We start from the raw sequence: 14474 nt of genomic DNA, 5'->3' as shown, positions 1-14474 counted from the left end.
ATTCAGGTGACCAGCGGCAGCCCATCCATAACAACAGAGGCCAGGCATGGACCAACCCAGCAACCGCATCCTCATCGTCGAGGACGATCAGCGTCTCGCCGAACTGACCGCCGAGTACCTGCAGGCCAATGGCTTCGAGGTTGCGGTCGAGGCAGACGGCGCGCGCGCGGTGCGGCGCATTCTCGACAGCCAGCCGGACCTGGTGGTGCTGGACCTGATGCTGCCCGGTGAAGACGGCCTGAGCATCTGTCGGCGGGTACGTGGCCAGTACCAAGGCGTGATTCTCATGCTGACTGCGCGCAGCGATGAGCTCGATCAGGTTCAGGGCCTTGACCTGGGCGCCGACGACTATGTCTGCAAGCCGGTGCGGCCGCGGCTGCTGCTGGCGCGTATCAATGCCTTGCTGCGGCGCAGCGACAGCCCCGACAGCAAAGTGCAGGCGCTGCGCTTTGGCCCGCTGCAGATCAACAACAGCTTGCGCGAGGCCTGGCTCGATGAGCAGCCGATCGACCTCACCGGCGCCGAATTCGACCTGCTCTGGCTGCTGGCCAGCCATGCCGGCCGGGTGCTGTCGCGCGAGCAGATATTTACCGCCCTGCGCGGCGTCGGCTACGACGGCCAGGACCGTTCGATTGATGTGCGTATCTCCAGGATTCGCCCCAAGATCGGTGACGATCCCATTCATCCGCGGCTGATCAAGACCTTGCGCAGCAAGGGCTATCTGTTCGTGGCTGAGGCGGCGCCGGCCTGATGAAGTCGATTTTCCTGCGTATTTATGGCGGCATGCTGGCGGTATTGGTGCTGGTGGCGGTGCTCGGCGTGGTCAGCCTGCACCTGGTCAACCTGGTGCGCGCCGAGCAGCACCGCGAGCGCCTGGCGCAAGGCACGTTCAGCCTGATGGCCGACAACCTCGCGCCGCAGAACCCGGTCGAGCGCCAGCGCTCGCTGTTGATGTGGGAGCGCCTGCTCGGCGTGCCGCTGGATGTCCGGCCAATGGCCGCGCTGACCCTCGACGGCGGCCAGCGCGCGCGGCTGTACCGCGACCTGGTGGTGGTCGACAAGACCGGCCCGCATGCCGCACGGGTATTGCGCCGGATCGGCCGCGAAGACCAGCTGCTGGTGGCCGAGGTCAAGCAGATCAGCGAGCAGCTGGCGCGGGCCACGGTGTACCTGCTGGCTGATGAGCTGGTGCGTTATCCGGTCAGCGAACAACCGCAGCGCCTGGCGCAACTGCGCCAGAGCAAAGGCTTCGGTTTCGATATCGGCCTGCAACGGTTGGAGCGGGCGGCACTGGATGACGACCAGCGCCACCGGGTCGAGGAGGGCGATACGGTGATGGCGCTGGGCAAGGACGGTGATTCGGTGCGGGTGTTCTCCGGCGTGCCCGGCTCACCCTGGGTACTGGAAATCGGCCCGCTGTACCAGCTCAATCCCTACCCGCCGCAATTGCTGATTCTGATCGCGTTTCTCGGTTTGTGCCTGATCGGCCTGGTGGTGTACCTGCTGGTACGTCAGCTGGAGCGGCGCGTGTCCGGCCTGGAAGCGGCGGCCACGCAGATTGCCCAGGGCAGCCTCGATACCCGCGTGCCGGCCGGCGGCGCCGATTCGGTGGGGCGTCTGGCGGCGGCATTCAATGGTATGGCCGAGCACTTGCAGCGCTCGCTGAACATGCAGCGCGAGCTGGTCCGGGCGGTGTCACACGAGCTGCGCACGCCAGTGGCACGGCTGCGCTTTGGCCTGGAGATGCTCGAAACCGCCAGCACCGATCAGGCGCGGGCCAAGCACCTGGCGGGGATGGACGGCGATATCCAGGACCTCGACAAGCTAGTCGACGAAATGCTCACCTACGCGCGTCTCGAACAAGGCGCGCCGGCCTTGCAGTTTCAGGCCGTCGACCTGGATGCCTTGCTGGCGCGGGTCATCACCGAGCTGGCGCCGCTGCGCCCGCAGATAAATGTGCTGCGTGGCCTGTGCCAGGGCGCCGATGAGGACGGCGCCTGGGTCGAAGCCGAGCCACGCTATCTGCACCGTGCGCTGCAGAACCTGGTCGCCAACGCCATGCGCCACGCCGAGGGCGAAGTGCGCGTTAGCTATCACCTTGGTCAGCAGCGCTGCCGCATCGATGTCGAGGATGACGGCCCGGGCGTGCCGGAAAGCGTCTGGGAGCGTATCTTTACCCCATTCACCCGGCTGGACGACAGCCGCACCCGGGCCTCGGGTGGGCACGGCCTGGGCTTGTCGATCGTGCGTCGAATCATCTATTGGCACGGCGGGCGGGCGGTGGTTGCGCGCAGTGAAGGCTTGGGTGGGGCGTGCTTCAGCCTGAGCTGGCCGCGCCAGCAGGAAGCTGAAGACTAGACGCTGACCAGGCTCAACAGCTGCCCGTGGTTGACGCAGAATTGGCCATTCAGCTCGGCGCCGTGGCGCCATTCAGGCGACAGGTCAGTCAGCAAGCGCAGCCGCGCCAGGCCGTCTGCAGACCACTCCAGCAGCTCTGCATGCTCGAAGTAAAAGCGCTGCAGGGTCAGTGGATAGAGCGTCTTGAACAGGCTTTCCTTGAGCGAAAAGGTCAGCGTCACGCTAAGTGCCAGCTGGCTGCGGTCGAGCCGTTGCAGCTCGGCCGGGGTGAGGATCTCTTCGGCGAGGCGTTCGGCGCGGGCTTCATCCAGCAGTGTTTCCTGATCCAGGCCGATGCCTCGGCAGCTGGCAGCATCGGCCACCACGGCGGCGGCCCAGCCTTTGCCGTGGGTGATCGAGCCGCGGATACCTGCCGGCCAGATCGGTGAGCGGTCGGCATGGGTCGCGGGCACATAGTCACGACCGTCCAGTTGCTGCAGAGCGGCGCGCGCGCAGACTCGGCCGGCCAGGTACTCGGCCTGGCGCTTGGCTACGGAGCGCTGGAGGCTGGCGCTGGGCTCGATGCCCGCGCGCTGGAAGTCGTCGGCAGCAAGCCTGGTCGGGTCGAACGCACAACTGACCAGCACCGCGCCAGGGATCGGGCGCGGTAGTGGCCAGTGGTGTTGCAAGGGGGCGCAGCAGGTCGGCAGTCGGTTCATGGCGCTATTGTGCCAGAGCTGGCCATTGCCAGCGCAGCGGTCACTTGAACAGCTTGTCCAGAAACGCCTGCATGTCTGCCCATGAGCTTTTGTCGGCCGCTTGGTCATAGCCGATATCAGGCCCGCCATGCTCGCCATGACTGAGACGGTCGGCATCGGGGTTGCTGAAACCATGCTTGGCGCCGGCGATGCTGACAAACTGATAGTCGGCCTTGGCCTTGTCCATCTCTTCCTTGAAGGCCGCGACCTGCTCCGGGGTGACCATGCTGTCTGCCGCGCCGTGCTCGACCAGCACCTTGGCCTTGACGCTGCCGGGGCTGGCTGGAGTCTGCGTGACCAAGGCGCCGTGGAAACTCACCACACCGGCCAGCTCCTCGCCACGCCGGGCCGCGTCGAGCACGACCTTGCCGCCAAAGCAGTAGCCAATCGCAGCGAGCTTGTCGGGGTCGGTTTTTGGTTGAATCTTTAGCAGCTCAAGGCCCGCATCGAAGCGCTTGGCAGCTGCTTCCGGGTTCTCCAGCGCCGCCTTCATGAACGCCATCGCATCGGCCGGGTGCTCGGTGTGCTTGCCATCGCCATACATGTCGATCGCCAGCGCGCTGTAACCCAGCGCTGCCAGGTCACGGGCGCGGCGCTTGGCATAGTCATTGAGCCCCCACCACTCGTGCACTACCACGACGCCCGGCCGTTTGCCGTCGATAGCATCGTCATAGGCGTAATAGCCAACCAGGCGCTTGCCGTCGTCATCCTGATAATCGATCTGGCGGGTCTGTACCGCCGCTTGAGTAAGGCTGGCGCAGCTCAACAAAGCCAGGGCAAACAGATAACGCATGGTCGCAACTCCTTTAGGCGAGGGAAGCGCAGGCTGTTCAGCGGCGGTTCAGGCAGGGTTCAGCCGCGGTTCAGGGCGCCTTGCTTACTCTAGCTTCCAGACCGAAACAGCGCATCCAACTGGAGTAAGAACCCATGAAAACAGTCAATACCCTGCTTGCAGCAATGGCCGTATGTGCCGCCGGCTTCAGCGTTCAGGCCAACGCCGACGACACCTTCGCCAGCCTGACCTACGGCCAGACCAGCGACAAAGTGCGCAAGTCCGGGCTGCTCTCGCGCAGCACCGACAACCTCAACACCGATGGCGTGATCGCCAAGGACGGCACCTGGGGTGTGCGTCTGGGCAAGATGAACAACGAAGGTCGCTACTACATGACCTATGACAACGTCTCCGGTGACCACAGCGGGCTCAAGCTGCGCCAGGAAAACCTGCTCGGTAGCTACGACCTGTTCCTGCCCGTGGGAGACACCACCAAACTATTTGGCGGCGCCAGCCTGGGCGTGACCAAGCTGACCCAGGAATCCTCCGGTTACAGCCGCGACACCAATTACGGCTACGCTGCAGGCCTGCAAGCCGGCGTTATCCAGGAAGTCACCGACAACGCCTCGGTCGAACTGGGCTACCGCTACCTGCGCACCAACGCCAGCACCGAACTGGTCGAACACGGCGGGCCGAAAATCGGCAGCATGAGCCTGACCAGCAGCGCCCAGACCTACCTCTCGGCAAACTACAAGTTCTAAGGCGTGCTGGTACTCTGTATCGGCGTTTGCAACGCACAAGGCTGCTGGCTCGCCAGCGGCCTTGCGCCGTGCCTGCGCCAGAGAGGCAAGACAGCGTCGTGACGGTTATAAGGAGAAAGGCATGAAACTGCTGGTGGTCGAGGACGAGGCGCTGCTGCGCCATCATCTGCACACACGCCTGAGCGAAACCGGCCATGTGGTCCAGGCGGTCGGCAACGGCGAAGAAGCCCTGTACCAGGCAGAGGAGTTCGCCTTTGACCTCGCCATCATTGACCTCGGCCTGCCGGGCATGAGCGGCCTGGACTTGATCCGCCAGCTGCGCAGCCAGGGCAAGAGCTTCCCGATCCTGATTCTCACCGCACGGGGCAACTGGCAGGACAAGGTCGAGGGCCTGGCGGCCGGCGCCGACGATTATGTGGTCAAGCCGTTCCAGTTCGAGGAGCTTGAAGCGCGCCTGAATGCCTTGCTGCGCCGTTCCAGCGGCTTCACCCAGTCGACCATTGCCGCCGGGCCACTGGTGCTCGACCTCAATCGCAAGCAAGCCAGCCTCGACGATCAGCCGCTGGCGCTGACCGCGTATGAATACCGCATCCTTGAATATCTCATGCGTCATCACCAGCAGGTGGTGGCGAAGGACCGCCTGATGGAACAGCTGTACCCAGGCGATGAAGAGCGCGACCCGAATGTCATCGAAGTGCTGGTCGGCCGGCTGCGCCGCAAGCTCGAGGGCGAGCACGGCTTCAAACCGATCGATACCGTGCGCGGCCTGGGCTACCTGTTCACCGAGCGCTGCCGATGATCCGTTCGCTGCGCGTGCGCCTGATGCTGGCGGCGGCGCTGCTGGCGCTGTTGTTCATGCTGGCGCTGCTACCGGCCCTGCAGAAGGCCTTCAGCCTGGCCCTGCAGGAGTCGATCGAACAGCGCCTGGCATCCGATGCGACCACGCTGATCTCCGCCGCGCGTATCGAGCAGGGCCGCCTGCAGATGCCTGATCAGCTCCCGGATGAGCGCTACAACCTGCCTTACACCGGGTTGATCGGCTACATCTTCGACCGCGACGGCAAGCTGGTCTGGCGTTCGCGGGCTACCGCCGACCGCGACATCAACTACCAGCCGCGTTATGACGGCCGCGGCAACGAGTTTGCCCGCATTCGCCAGGACAACGGTGAAGAGTTCTTCGTCTACGACGTGGAAGTAAAACTGCTCGGCGGCAAGAGCGCCGCCTACAGCATCGTTGCCCTGCAACCGGTACGCGAGTATCAGGACACCCTCGAGGGCCTGCAGGAAAAACTCTACCTGGGCTTCGGCGCTGCCTTGCTGGCCTTGCTGGTGCTGCTTTGGGCCGGCTTGACCTGGGGGCTGCGCTCGCTGCGTCGGCTGAGTGTGGAGCTGGACCAGGTCGAGAGCGGTGCTCGCCAGGGCTTGAGCGGCGAACATCCCCGCGAGTTGTTGCGCCTGACCGGCTCGCTCAACCGCCTGCTGCACAGTGAGCGCGAACAGCGTCAGCGCTATCGTGACTCGCTGGACGATCTAGCGCACAGCCTGAAAACGCCGCTGGCGGTGCTCCAGGGCGTGGGCGAAAGCATGGGCCACGGCAGTGGCGAGCGCGAGCAGGCGCGAGTGCTGCAGAGCCAGATCGAGCGCATGAGCCAGCAGATCGACTACCAGTTGCAGCGCGCCAGCCTGCGCAAGAGCGGACTGGTTCGCGACCGTGTCCAGCTCGCGCCGCTGCTCGACAGCCTGTGCAATACCTTGGCCAAGGTCTACCGCGACAAGCACGTGGCGATCACCCTGGTCGTCCCTGCGCAGGCGGAAATACCCATGGAGCAGGGCGCCGCGCTGGAGCTACTGGGCAACCTGCTGGAGAACGCCTACCGGCTATGTTTGGGTCAGGTGCGGGTGAGCTTGAGCGAAACCCCGGACAGCCTGCTCCTGTGCATCGAAGACGATGGCCCGGGCGTGCCGACCGATCAGCGCGAGCGCATCCTGCAGCGCGGCGAGCGGCTGGACCGCCAGCACCCGGGGCAGGGCATCGGCCTGGCCGTGGTCAAGGACATCATCGACAGCTACGACGCCCACCTGAGCTTGGACGATTCGCCGCTGGGCGGTGCTGCCTTCAGGATTGTGTTCACGCGCGGCTGACCCCGCGCCCGGGCGGATTCCCGCCAACCCGCCCGTTCATTTCCCGCCAACGGGCGGAAATCCGCCAGCTCAGGCCCACCTGGTTGCCCTGTCCTTGGGCATGCCACCCCCTCTAGATCAGGCTTTGCACCTCATTCGAGCACTTTGGCATCGCCCTTGCTATTCACTTGGCAGAGGCCTGCAAAGGCAGCTCGAACACAACGACAAATCCCTCCGGGTGCAGGAGGGTTAGCGCTTTAGGTGCCCCCGCCCTGGGAAGGGTGGAAACCGGCACACTCGAGGAAATAAGCCATGACGACTCGTCAGCCGCTGTACAAATCGCTGTATATCCAGGTGTTGGTTGCCATCACCATCGGTATTCTGCTCGGTCACTTCTACCCTGAAACCGGCGTTGCGCTCAAACCCCTGGGTGACGGCTTCGTCAAACTGATCAAAATGGTCATCGCCCCGATCATCTTCTGTACCGTCGTCAGCGGTATCGCTGGCATGCAGAGCATGAAATCGGTCGGCAAGACCGGCGGCTACGCGCTGTTGTACTTTGAAATTGTCTCGACCATCGCGCTGATCATCGGCCTGGTTGTCGTCAACGTGGTCAAGCCAGGCGCTGGCATGCACATTGACGTCAACACCTTGAACGCCAGCAGTGTCGCTGCCTATGCCGCCGCCGGCGCGCAGCAGACCACTATCGGCTTCCTGCTCAACATCATCCCGAACACCGTGGTCGGTGCCTTCGCCAACGGCGATATCCTCCAGGTGCTGATGTTCTCGGTGATCTTCGGCTTCGCCTTGCACCGTCTGGGTAGCTACGGCCGGCCATTGCTGGACATGATCGATCGCTTCGCTCACGTCATGTTCAACATCATCAACATGATCATGAAGCTGGCCCCGATCGGTGCCTTCGGTGCCATGGCCTTCACCATCGGCCAGTACGGCGTCGGCTCGCTGGTGCAGCTGGGCTACCTGATGGCCTGCTTCTACATCACCTGCCTGGCGTTCATCCTGATCGTCCTCGGTGGTATCTGCCGCGCGCATGGCTTCAGCGTACTCAAGCTGATCCGCTACATCCGTGAAGAGCTGATGATCGTACTTGGCACCTCGTCCTCGGAATCGGCCCTGCCACGCATGCTGGCCAAGATGGAGCGTCTGGGCGCGAAGAAGTCGGTAGTAGGTCTGGTAATCCCGACTGGCTACTCGTTCAACCTTGACGGTACTTCGATCTACCTGACCATGGCTGCCGTGTTCATCGCCCAGGCGACTGACACGCAGATGGACATCAGCCACCAGATCACCTTGCTGCTGGTGCTGCTGGTTGCCTCCAAAGGTGCTGCTGGCGTCACCGGTTCGGGCTTCATCGTCCTCGCCGCGACCTTGTCTGCTGTCGGCCACCTGCCGGTCGCCGGCCTGGCGCTGATCCTTGGTATCGACCGCTTCATGTCCGAAGCCCGCGCCCTGACCAACCTGATTGGTAACGGCGTAGCGACCATCGTGGTTGCCAAGTGGGTCAAGGAGCTGGACGAAGACAAGCTGCACGCTGAACTGGCTTCGGGCGGCTCGCCGCTGACCGACACTCGTCCAACCGACGACCTCGGTGTAGCTGAAGGCCCAGCGCGCTCGTAACGCGCTCTTCAGTAGTCAGAAACCAGTAGTCAGAAACAAACGTGGGGCCGCATATGCGGCCCCACGTTCGTCCAGATCCCGCAAAACCCTTCCGGCTTCACTCCACCCGCGTCTGCCCGCTATACGCCAGCACCTGCCGACAGCGCTTGCACAGATACCGCCGCCCTTGGCGCACCAGCTTGTGCCGCACCGCCGTAAAGGCAAAGTCACTCTCCGGGCACGGGCACTGATAGATATAGCGCGTCGCCGTACGCCGTTGCACCGCATAGTTGTGGCAGCGATTGGGCGGCAGCTCGTAGACCCCGCGCATGATCAACTGCCACTCTTCGCCATGGGCCTGGATACTGTCGCCGAACAACTGATGCGCGACCAGATGCGCCACTTCATGGGCCACAGTCTGGCGCAGAAAATCCTCGTGGTTTTCCCGGTACAACTGCAGATTGAAGCGCAGCAGGTTTTCATGCAGATGGGCAACGCCGGCCTTCTGGCCGCGCAGCTTGAAGCTCACCTGTGGGCGGATGAAGCTCCGTTTGAAGAACGCTTCGGCTTGCTGATAGCAGGCTTCAACGCGGGATTCGAGCAACTCGGGCATGGCGATCTAGGTTCTCCTCAGCCGCGCATTATGCCGCAACCCCCCAGAGGCTGCCGAGCCATCGGTCAGCACACAGTCAAAGGCCGCCTTGCGGCGGCCGGTGACTTGATGCCCCAGTGTTGGTTTGGATCTAGTTGGTATACACAGGCCCCACGCCCAGGCCCCAGATGACCACCGTGGCCGCCATGATCGCCACCAGCACCACCAGGCCTACCGCCAGCACGGAGCTTGAGAACAGAAAGCCTTCATCCGCCGGAATGTTCATGAAGGTCGGCAAGCCCACATACAGCAGGAACACCGTGTAACTGATGGCCGCCGTGCCGATCACCATGCCCAGCCACAGGTGTGGGTAAAGCGCCGCCAGCCCGGCGACGAACAATGGTGTAGCGGTGTAGGTGGCAAACGCGATGCAGCGTGCCATCGATGGCGTGGCGTCATAGGTACGCGCCATCCAGTGGATGAAAGCGCCCATTACCGCGACCCCGATCAGCATCGCCAGGTACGACATCACGCTCATCCAGAACGCGCTTTCAACGGTCAGCATGACCGCCGGTCGGTCACCGATCACCCAGCCGACCTGGGTGGTGCCGATAAACGCTGAAACGACGGGGATGGCCGCCAGAATCAGGGTATGGGTCAAGTACATGTGGCTGATCGATTCTTCCTCGCCACGAATCTCCTGCCACTCTTGGTCGGGATGGGTAAACAGCCCAAGAACGTGATGGATCATACCGGTCACTCCTATGGTCGTTGCCTGACGCACCCCAGATGGAGCACATGCGGCCCGCGGCCAGGCACCGAAGCAAGCGGTAATATGGCCTTAAGTCGCAGTATAGGAAGCACATCCCTGCGCAATAGGCGCTTTTTAGAGCAAATCGCGCTGTCGCCGCAGTTGTTGATTCCGTTGCAGTCTTTGGTCGGCCTGGCGCGGTTAATTGTCGCGAAAGCCTTCGCCCGCGCCGGCTTTATGCGTAAAATGTTCGGCTTTTGTCACACCTCGCGGATTCCAAGCGCTATGGGCACCCTCTCGGTCAACCAGAACAAACTGCAAAAACGCCTGCGTCGTCTCGCCGGCGAAGCCATCACCGACTACAACATGATCGAAGATGGCGACAAGGTCATGGTCTGCCTGTCCGGCGGCAAGGACAGCTACACCATGCTCGATGTTCTGCTGCACCTGCAGAAGGTGGCGCCGATCCAGTTCGAGATCGTCGCGGTGAACATGGACCAGAAGCAGCCAGGCTTCCCCGAGCATGTTCTGCCGGCCTACCTGAAGACCCTGGGCGTCGAGTACCACATCGTCGAGAAAGACACCTATTCGGTGGTCAAGGAACTGATCCCGGAAGGCAAGACCACCTGCTCGCTGTGCTCGCGCCTGCGCCGCGGCACGCTGTACACCTTTGCCGATGAAATCGGCGCGACCAAGATGGCTCTTGGTCACCACCGCGACGACATGGTCGAAACCTTCTTCCTGAACATGTTCTTCAACGGCTCGCTCAAGGGCATGCCGCCCAAGTTGCGTGCCGATGATGGCCGCAACGTAGTGATACGGCCGCTGGCCTACTGCAGCGAGAAGGACATCCAGGCCTACTCGGACATGCGCGAATTCCCGATCATCCCGTGCAACCTGTGTGGCTCGCAGGAAAACCTGCAACGTCAGGTGGTCAAGGAAATGCTCATCGACTGGGAGCGCAAGCACCCAGGCCGCACCGAGAGCATCTTCCGCGCGATGCAGAACGTGGCGCCGTCACAACTGGCCGACCGCAACCTGTTCGATTTCACCAGCCTGAAAATCGATGAAACCGCGGCGCCGCGCTTCCTCGATGTGGTGAACATCTGACCCATGCGCGATTATCAGTGGCTGCATGAGTTCTGCCTGAATCGCTTCGGCTCGGCCAAGGCCCTCGAGGCGTTCCTGCCGCAACCGCGCACCCCGGCGCAGTTGCGTGACATCAGCGACGACCGCTACCTGTCGACGCTGGCGCTGCGGGTATTTCGCGCAGGCCTCAAGCACAGCCTGGTAGATGCCAAGTGGCCGGCCTTCGAGCAGGTGTTCTTTGGCTTCGAGCCGGAAAAGGTGGTGCTGATGGGCGCCGAGCACCTTGAGCGGCTGATGCAGGACACGCGCATCATCCGCCACTTGGGCAAGCTCAAAAGCGTGCCACGCAACGCACAGATGATCCTCGACATCGAAAAACAGCACGGCAGCTTTGCCAGCTTTATCGCCGACTGGCCGGTGACCGATATCGTCGGCCTGTGGAAGTACCTGGCCAAGCATGGCAATCAGCTCGGCGGGCTGTCGGCACCGCGCTTTCTGCGCATGGTCGGCAAGGATACCTTTATCCCCACCGACGACATGTCAGCCGCGCTGATCGCCCAAGGCGTGATCGACAAGGCGCCGACCAGCCAGCGTGATCGTGCGCTGGTGCAGGAGGTGTTCAATCAGTGGCATGCCGAAAGCGGCCGGCCACTTTGTCAGCTCTCGGTGATGCTGGCGCACACCGTCAACCATTGAGCCAGTCGTTACACGGTCCCTGTAGGAGCGGCCTTGCCGGGGCGCCGGACCGGTCGCGAAAGGGCTGCGTAGCGGCCCCGGGATTTGTGCAGCACCGCAAAATCGCCGGGCGCGCTGCGCACGCCTTTCGCGACCGGTCCGGCGCCCCGGCAAGGCCGCTCCTACAAAAAACGGATCAGCATTCGCCGACAAGGCGCCGTTCGTGCTGAAACTTCCAGCGCACGTATAGCAGTGCGCTGACGAACAGGCCCAGGCTCACCAGGGTCTCCATCCAGCCAAACAGCGCCCGTGCTGGGTCGAACGCCGCTAGCACGCCTTTGATGAAGTAGATATTGACCACGAAGCAGGTCCACGCATGGGCCCGTGCGCTGCCCATCAGCATGCCTGGCAGCACCAGCAGCAGCGGGATCAACTCGACCGCAAGGATCACCTCGACCCGCGCCCCATGCAGGTTGGCAAACCACAGGTTATTGACCAGAAGCAGGGCGATCAGGCCGACCAGGCAAGCCAGGCTCAGCGCGCGGGTAAGGCGCAGCCGCGGTGCCAGCCAGGCCAGCGCTGGCAGTGGCTTGGCACGTTTAGCCACGCGCGCCACCCAAAGCCTTGGCCGTGCTCGCCAGGCGTTGCCCGAGTGCTCGGCACAGGGCTATTTCGTGGCTGTCCAGCTCGCGCTTGCCGTCGGCGCCGGCATGATGACTGGCGCCGTACGGGGTACCACCACCGCGGGTTTCCAGCAGTGCCGACTCACTGTAGGGCAGGCCGGTGATGAGCATGCCGTGGTGCAGCAGCGGCAGCATCATCGACAGCAGGGTAGTTTCCTGACCGCCGTGCAGGCTGGCGGTGGAAGTGAATACTCCAGCCGGCTTGCCGACCAGTTCACCACCCAGCCACAGGCTGCTGGTGCCGTCGAGGAAGTACTTCAGCGGCGCCGCCATGTTGCCGAAGCGGGTCGGGCTGCCGAGGGCAATCCCGGCGCAGTGGCGCAGGTCATCCAGGCTGGCGTACAGCGCACCGCTGGCAGGGATATCGGGGGCGACTGCTTCGCACTCGGTGGAAATCGCCGGCACGGTCCGCAGGCGCGCTTCCAGGCCAGCCATCTCGACGCCGCGGGCAATGTGCCGGGCCATCTCGCTGGTGGAGCCGTGCCGGCTGTAATACAACACCAGGATATAGGGCTCGCTCACGGCAGGATCTCCAGCAGTTTTTCCGGTGGGCGGCCAATCACAGCCTTGTCACCGGCCACAAGAATCGGCCGTTCGATCAGTTTGGGATGGGCAACCATTGCCGCGATCAGCTGTGCTTCGGTCAATGCCGGATTGGCCAGCTCAAGGGCTTTGTATTCGTCTTCACCGCTGCGCAGCAGTTGCCGCGCGCTGATGCCGAGCTTGCCCAGCAGCGCCGTCAGGGTAGCGGCATCCGGTGGCGTCTCCAGGTAGCGCACGATGTGTGGAGCAAGGCCGCGTGCTTCGAGCAGCTCGAGGGCGCCGCGGGATTTCGAGCAGCGCGGGTTATGATAGAGAGTCAGATCAGTCATGACGGGTCGCATCCAGCTGGGTGTGGCGGCTATTCTAACCGCTGCGGCTGAATTACAGGTTTGAAATACTTCGAGAAGGATTGACCCATGGCAAAGCGTTTGGCGGCGGCACTGGCCATCACTGCAAGCCTGTTGCTCGGCGGTTGCGGTGCCGATTATGGCGTGGACCAGCACGGCAATACGGTAAAGGCCGAGCAGATCGAGGGGCAGTGGCTGGTGCTCAATTACTGGGCAGAGTGGTGTGGCCCATGCCGTACCGAAATCCCCGAACTGAATGCCGCCGCCAAGCAGTGGCAGGCTGATGGCATCAAAGTGATCGGGGTCAATTACGACGGGTTGCAGGGCGACGATCTCAAGCAAGCCTCGCAAACCCTGGGCATCGACTTCACCGTGCTCGCCCAGGACCCGGCCGAGCGCTACGAGCTGCCGCGCAGCGAAGCCTTGCCGGTGACCTACATCATCGACGACAAGGGCAAGGTGCGTGAACAGCTGCTCGGCGAGCAGACCCTGGATGGGCTGCAGGCCAAGATCAAGGCACTCAAAGGCGGCGCCTGACGATCAGGCGGGACCGCCAGCGCGGTCCCGCCCCAAGCCAGCACACTCAGCTTTCTTCAGGCCAGAAGCGCAGCGGCTTGCCTTCAGCCGGCCAGAAACGGATCTGCTCGATTGCCGACACGTCCCAGCGCTGCACCGTCTCCAGCGCCTGCAGGAAGCGCTGCTCCTGTTCCATCAGCGCGGGCGCGCAGAGCTTGCGGGTCTTGCCGACCTTGCCGAAGCTGAGCTGGTCACCCTTGAGGGTGTACGGCGCAAACCAGTGGTTGCAGCCGGCATTGCCATAAGCGCGGCCGTCTTCACCCAAGGTCAGGGTCAGGTTGCTGTAATCCATCAGCGGGCGCTCACCGATCCACTCCAGCACATAGCCTTGGTCCTGGCGCAGCGCTGACGGCTGCGAGGCGCAGCCCAGCAAGCTGCCGGCGATCAACAGCGCGCTCAGCAGGTTTTTCACTGGGCGCTCTCCTGGCAGCGTGGGCACACATGCTTGTCGCCCTTGCTGGCCCAGCCCAATGCCGCTACGCGCTCGCTGGCGGCTGGCTTGTGGCCTTTGCTGCCGAGCTTGGCGTCCACGGCGAATTCGAAGTCGAGCACGGCTTCACAGCTGTCGCACTTGATCTGCCAGTTGAGAATCGCCAGCTCCTTGAACGCCGGGCCGCTGGCCACGGCAACCCACTGGCCGCTCGGGTTGATCAGGTGGCGCACGCTTTCGACGGTCAGGCGCATGCTCAGGTCTTTGCTGCCCTTGAGCGTCACCAGCAGGACATCGTCCTTCTGGATCGAACCACCGTTACCGGTCACCTGGTAGCGCCCCGGCACCAGCGCGCGGCATTCGATCAGGGTGTGTTGCGGGTTGAATAGGGTGTAGCGGAAATCGTGCTCGACCATGGGTCC

Annotated in this window: 18 protein-coding genes; 9 read left to right on the top strand and 9 right to left on the bottom strand. The window is 63.3% G+C overall.

Features of this window, described 5'->3' with window-relative positions:
* The first annotated feature begins 46 nt into the window (after positions 1 to 46).
* Positions 47 to 751: a response regulator transcription factor gene (locus K3F44_RS13815; protein ID WP_101321771.1), complete on the top strand. Its 705-nt coding sequence runs from the start codon at positions 47 to 49 to the stop codon at positions 749 to 751.
* The gene (locus K3F44_RS13810) at positions 748 to 2358 is read left to right on the top strand and encodes an ATP-binding protein (RefSeq protein WP_181089960.1); all 1611 of its coding nucleotides are present in this window, start codon (positions 748 to 750) and stop codon (positions 2356 to 2358) included. Before K3F44_RS13815 ends, K3F44_RS13810 begins: the two co-directional genes overlap by 4 nt.
* On the opposite strand, the gene K3F44_RS13805 is transcribed toward K3F44_RS13810, so the two are convergent.
* Positions 2355 to 3056 carry a 4'-phosphopantetheinyl transferase gene (locus K3F44_RS13805; protein ID WP_220632435.1) on the bottom strand — a complete coding sequence of 234 codons (702 nt, stop codon included), beginning with the start codon at positions 3054 to 3056 and terminating at the stop codon, positions 2355 to 2357. The two genes, K3F44_RS13810 and K3F44_RS13805, sit on opposite strands and share 4 nt — an antisense overlap.
* A gap of 40 nt (positions 3057 to 3096) precedes the next feature.
* The gene (locus tag K3F44_RS13800; protein ID WP_101321768.1) at positions 3097 to 3888 is read right to left on the bottom strand and encodes a dienelactone hydrolase family protein; all 792 of its coding nucleotides are present in this window, start codon (positions 3886 to 3888) and stop codon (positions 3097 to 3099) included.
* A gap of 134 nt (positions 3889 to 4022) precedes the next feature.
* On the opposite strand from K3F44_RS13800, the gene K3F44_RS13795 reads away from it, so the two are divergent.
* The 4 genes from K3F44_RS13795 (at position 4023) to K3F44_RS13780 (ending at position 8387) form a co-directional block, all read left to right on the top strand.
* Positions 4023 to 4628, top strand: coding sequence for an outer membrane protein (locus K3F44_RS13795; protein WP_101321767.1), 606 nt, complete (start codon positions 4023 to 4025; stop codon positions 4626 to 4628).
* A 121-nt stretch (positions 4629 to 4749) separates the two neighbouring features.
* Entirely contained in the window at positions 4750 to 5427 is a 678-nt protein-coding gene (locus K3F44_RS13790) for a response regulator (protein ID WP_101321766.1), read from the top strand.
* Positions 5424 to 6770 (top strand): ATP-binding protein, encoded by a 1347-nt coding sequence (locus K3F44_RS13785; RefSeq protein ID WP_220632434.1) that lies wholly within the window; start codon positions 5424 to 5426, stop codon positions 6768 to 6770. The genes K3F44_RS13790 and K3F44_RS13785 overlap by 4 nt, the downstream gene beginning before the upstream one ends.
* A 291-nt stretch (positions 6771 to 7061) precedes the next feature.
* Positions 7062 to 8387 (top strand): dicarboxylate/amino acid:cation symporter, encoded by a 1326-nt coding sequence (locus K3F44_RS13780; RefSeq protein WP_101321764.1) that lies wholly within the window; start codon positions 7062 to 7064, stop codon positions 8385 to 8387.
* Between the two features lie 97 nt (positions 8388 to 8484).
* Here the strand turns inward: K3F44_RS13780 and K3F44_RS13775 are convergent, their stop codons facing one another.
* Positions 8485 to 8979: a SprT family zinc-dependent metalloprotease gene (locus K3F44_RS13775; protein ID WP_150570945.1), complete on the bottom strand. Its 495-nt coding sequence runs from the start codon at positions 8977 to 8979 to the stop codon at positions 8485 to 8487.
* A gap of 130 nt (positions 8980 to 9109) precedes the next feature.
* Positions 9110 to 9709: a Yip1 family protein gene (locus K3F44_RS13770; protein ID WP_101321762.1), complete on the bottom strand. Its 600-nt coding sequence runs from the start codon at positions 9707 to 9709 to the stop codon at positions 9110 to 9112.
* A 285-nt stretch (positions 9710 to 9994) separates the two neighbouring features.
* On the opposite strand from K3F44_RS13770, the gene ttcA reads away from it, so the two are divergent.
* Both ttcA and K3F44_RS13760 read left to right on the top strand, forming a co-directional pair.
* Positions 9995 to 10819 carry a tRNA 2-thiocytidine(32) synthetase TtcA gene (ttcA, locus tag K3F44_RS13765; protein ID WP_101321761.1) on the top strand — a complete coding sequence of 275 codons (825 nt, stop codon included), beginning with the start codon at positions 9995 to 9997 and terminating at the stop codon, positions 10817 to 10819.
* A gap of 3 nt (positions 10820 to 10822) precedes the next feature.
* Positions 10823 to 11494, top strand: coding sequence for a DNA-3-methyladenine glycosylase I (locus tag K3F44_RS13760; RefSeq protein ID WP_101321760.1), 672 nt, complete (start codon positions 10823 to 10825; stop codon positions 11492 to 11494).
* A gap of 175 nt (positions 11495 to 11669) precedes the next feature.
* Here K3F44_RS13760 and K3F44_RS13755 read toward each other — a convergent pair whose 3' ends face one another.
* From K3F44_RS13755 to arsC, 3 genes are read right to left on the bottom strand one after another with little or no spacing between them, the layout of a single operon-like run.
* Positions 11670 to 12080 carry a DUF2069 domain-containing protein gene (locus K3F44_RS13755; protein WP_150570944.1) on the bottom strand — a complete coding sequence of 137 codons (411 nt, stop codon included), beginning with the start codon at positions 12078 to 12080 and terminating at the stop codon, positions 11670 to 11672.
* Positions 12073 to 12678, bottom strand: coding sequence for an NAD(P)H:quinone oxidoreductase (wrbA, locus tag K3F44_RS13750; protein WP_101321759.1), 606 nt, complete (start codon positions 12676 to 12678; stop codon positions 12073 to 12075). The genes K3F44_RS13755 and wrbA overlap by 8 nt, the downstream gene beginning before the upstream one ends.
* Positions 12675 to 13028, bottom strand: coding sequence for an arsenate reductase (glutaredoxin) (arsC, locus tag K3F44_RS13745; RefSeq protein WP_220632433.1), 354 nt, complete (start codon positions 13026 to 13028; stop codon positions 12675 to 12677). Before arsC ends, wrbA begins: the two co-directional genes overlap by 4 nt.
* Before the next feature lie 87 nt (positions 13029 to 13115).
* On the opposite strand from arsC, the gene K3F44_RS13740 reads away from it, so the two are divergent.
* A complete protein-coding gene (locus K3F44_RS13740) occupies positions 13116 to 13583 on the top strand; it encodes a TlpA disulfide reductase family protein (protein ID WP_101321757.1) in 468 nt (155 codons plus the stop codon).
* A gap of 46 nt (positions 13584 to 13629) precedes the next feature.
* Here the strand turns inward: K3F44_RS13740 and K3F44_RS13735 are convergent, their stop codons facing one another.
* Together K3F44_RS13735 and K3F44_RS13730 are read right to left on the bottom strand one after the other, a co-directional pair.
* Complete coding sequence (locus K3F44_RS13735) at positions 13630 to 14034, bottom strand: META domain-containing protein (protein ID WP_220632432.1); 405 nt, start codon at positions 14032 to 14034, stop codon at positions 13630 to 13632.
* Positions 14031 to 14468: a hypothetical protein gene (locus K3F44_RS13730; protein WP_101321755.1), complete on the bottom strand. Its 438-nt coding sequence runs from the start codon at positions 14466 to 14468 to the stop codon at positions 14031 to 14033. The genes K3F44_RS13735 and K3F44_RS13730 overlap by 4 nt, the downstream gene beginning before the upstream one ends.
* Positions 14469 to 14474: the final 6 nt, after the last annotated feature.

It is taken from the genome of Pseudomonas sp. S07E 245 (assembly GCF_019599025.1).
Taxonomy (GTDB): Bacteria; Pseudomonadota; Gammaproteobacteria; order Pseudomonadales; family Pseudomonadaceae; genus Aquipseudomonas; species Aquipseudomonas shirazensis.
This window is presented reverse-complemented; position numbering and strand designations above follow the sequence as displayed.

What these genes read in the sequence shown, in the direction of transcription:
- K3F44_RS13815 (WP_101321771.1), top strand. Translation starts at nt 47, where the DNA reads ATGGACCAACCCAGCAACCGCATCCTCATCGTCGAGGACGATCAGCGT.
- K3F44_RS13805 (WP_220632435.1), bottom strand. Translation starts at nt 3,056, where the DNA reads ATGAACCGACTGCCGACCTGCTGCGCCCCCTTGCAACACCACTGGCCA.
- K3F44_RS13800 (WP_101321768.1), bottom strand. Translation starts at nt 3,888, where the DNA reads ATGCGTTATCTGTTTGCCCTGGCTTTGTTGAGCTGCGCCAGCCTTACT.
- K3F44_RS13795 (WP_101321767.1), top strand. Translation starts at nt 4,023, where the DNA reads ATGAAAACAGTCAATACCCTGCTTGCAGCAATGGCCGTATGTGCCGCC.
- K3F44_RS13790 (WP_101321766.1), top strand. Translation starts at nt 4,750, where the DNA reads ATGAAACTGCTGGTGGTCGAGGACGAGGCGCTGCTGCGCCATCATCTG.
- K3F44_RS13785 (WP_220632434.1), top strand. Translation starts at nt 5,424, where the DNA reads ATGATCCGTTCGCTGCGCGTGCGCCTGATGCTGGCGGCGGCGCTGCTG.
- K3F44_RS13780 (WP_101321764.1), top strand. Translation starts at nt 7,062, where the DNA reads ATGACGACTCGTCAGCCGCTGTACAAATCGCTGTATATCCAGGTGTTG.
- K3F44_RS13775 (WP_150570945.1), bottom strand. Translation starts at nt 8,979, where the DNA reads ATGCCCGAGTTGCTCGAATCCCGCGTTGAAGCCTGCTATCAGCAAGCC.
- K3F44_RS13770 (WP_101321762.1), bottom strand. Translation starts at nt 9,709, where the DNA reads ATGATCCATCACGTTCTTGGGCTGTTTACCCATCCCGACCAAGAGTGG.
- ttcA (WP_101321761.1), top strand. Translation starts at nt 9,995, where the DNA reads ATGGGCACCCTCTCGGTCAACCAGAACAAACTGCAAAAACGCCTGCGT.
- K3F44_RS13760 (WP_101321760.1), top strand. Translation starts at nt 10,823, where the DNA reads ATGCGCGATTATCAGTGGCTGCATGAGTTCTGCCTGAATCGCTTCGGC.
- arsC (WP_220632433.1), bottom strand. Translation starts at nt 13,028, where the DNA reads ATGACTGATCTGACTCTCTATCATAACCCGCGCTGCTCGAAATCCCGC.
- K3F44_RS13740 (WP_101321757.1), top strand. Translation starts at nt 13,116, where the DNA reads ATGGCAAAGCGTTTGGCGGCGGCACTGGCCATCACTGCAAGCCTGTTG.
- K3F44_RS13730 (WP_101321755.1), bottom strand. Translation starts at nt 14,468, where the DNA reads ATGGTCGAGCACGATTTCCGCTACACCCTATTCAACCCGCAACACACC.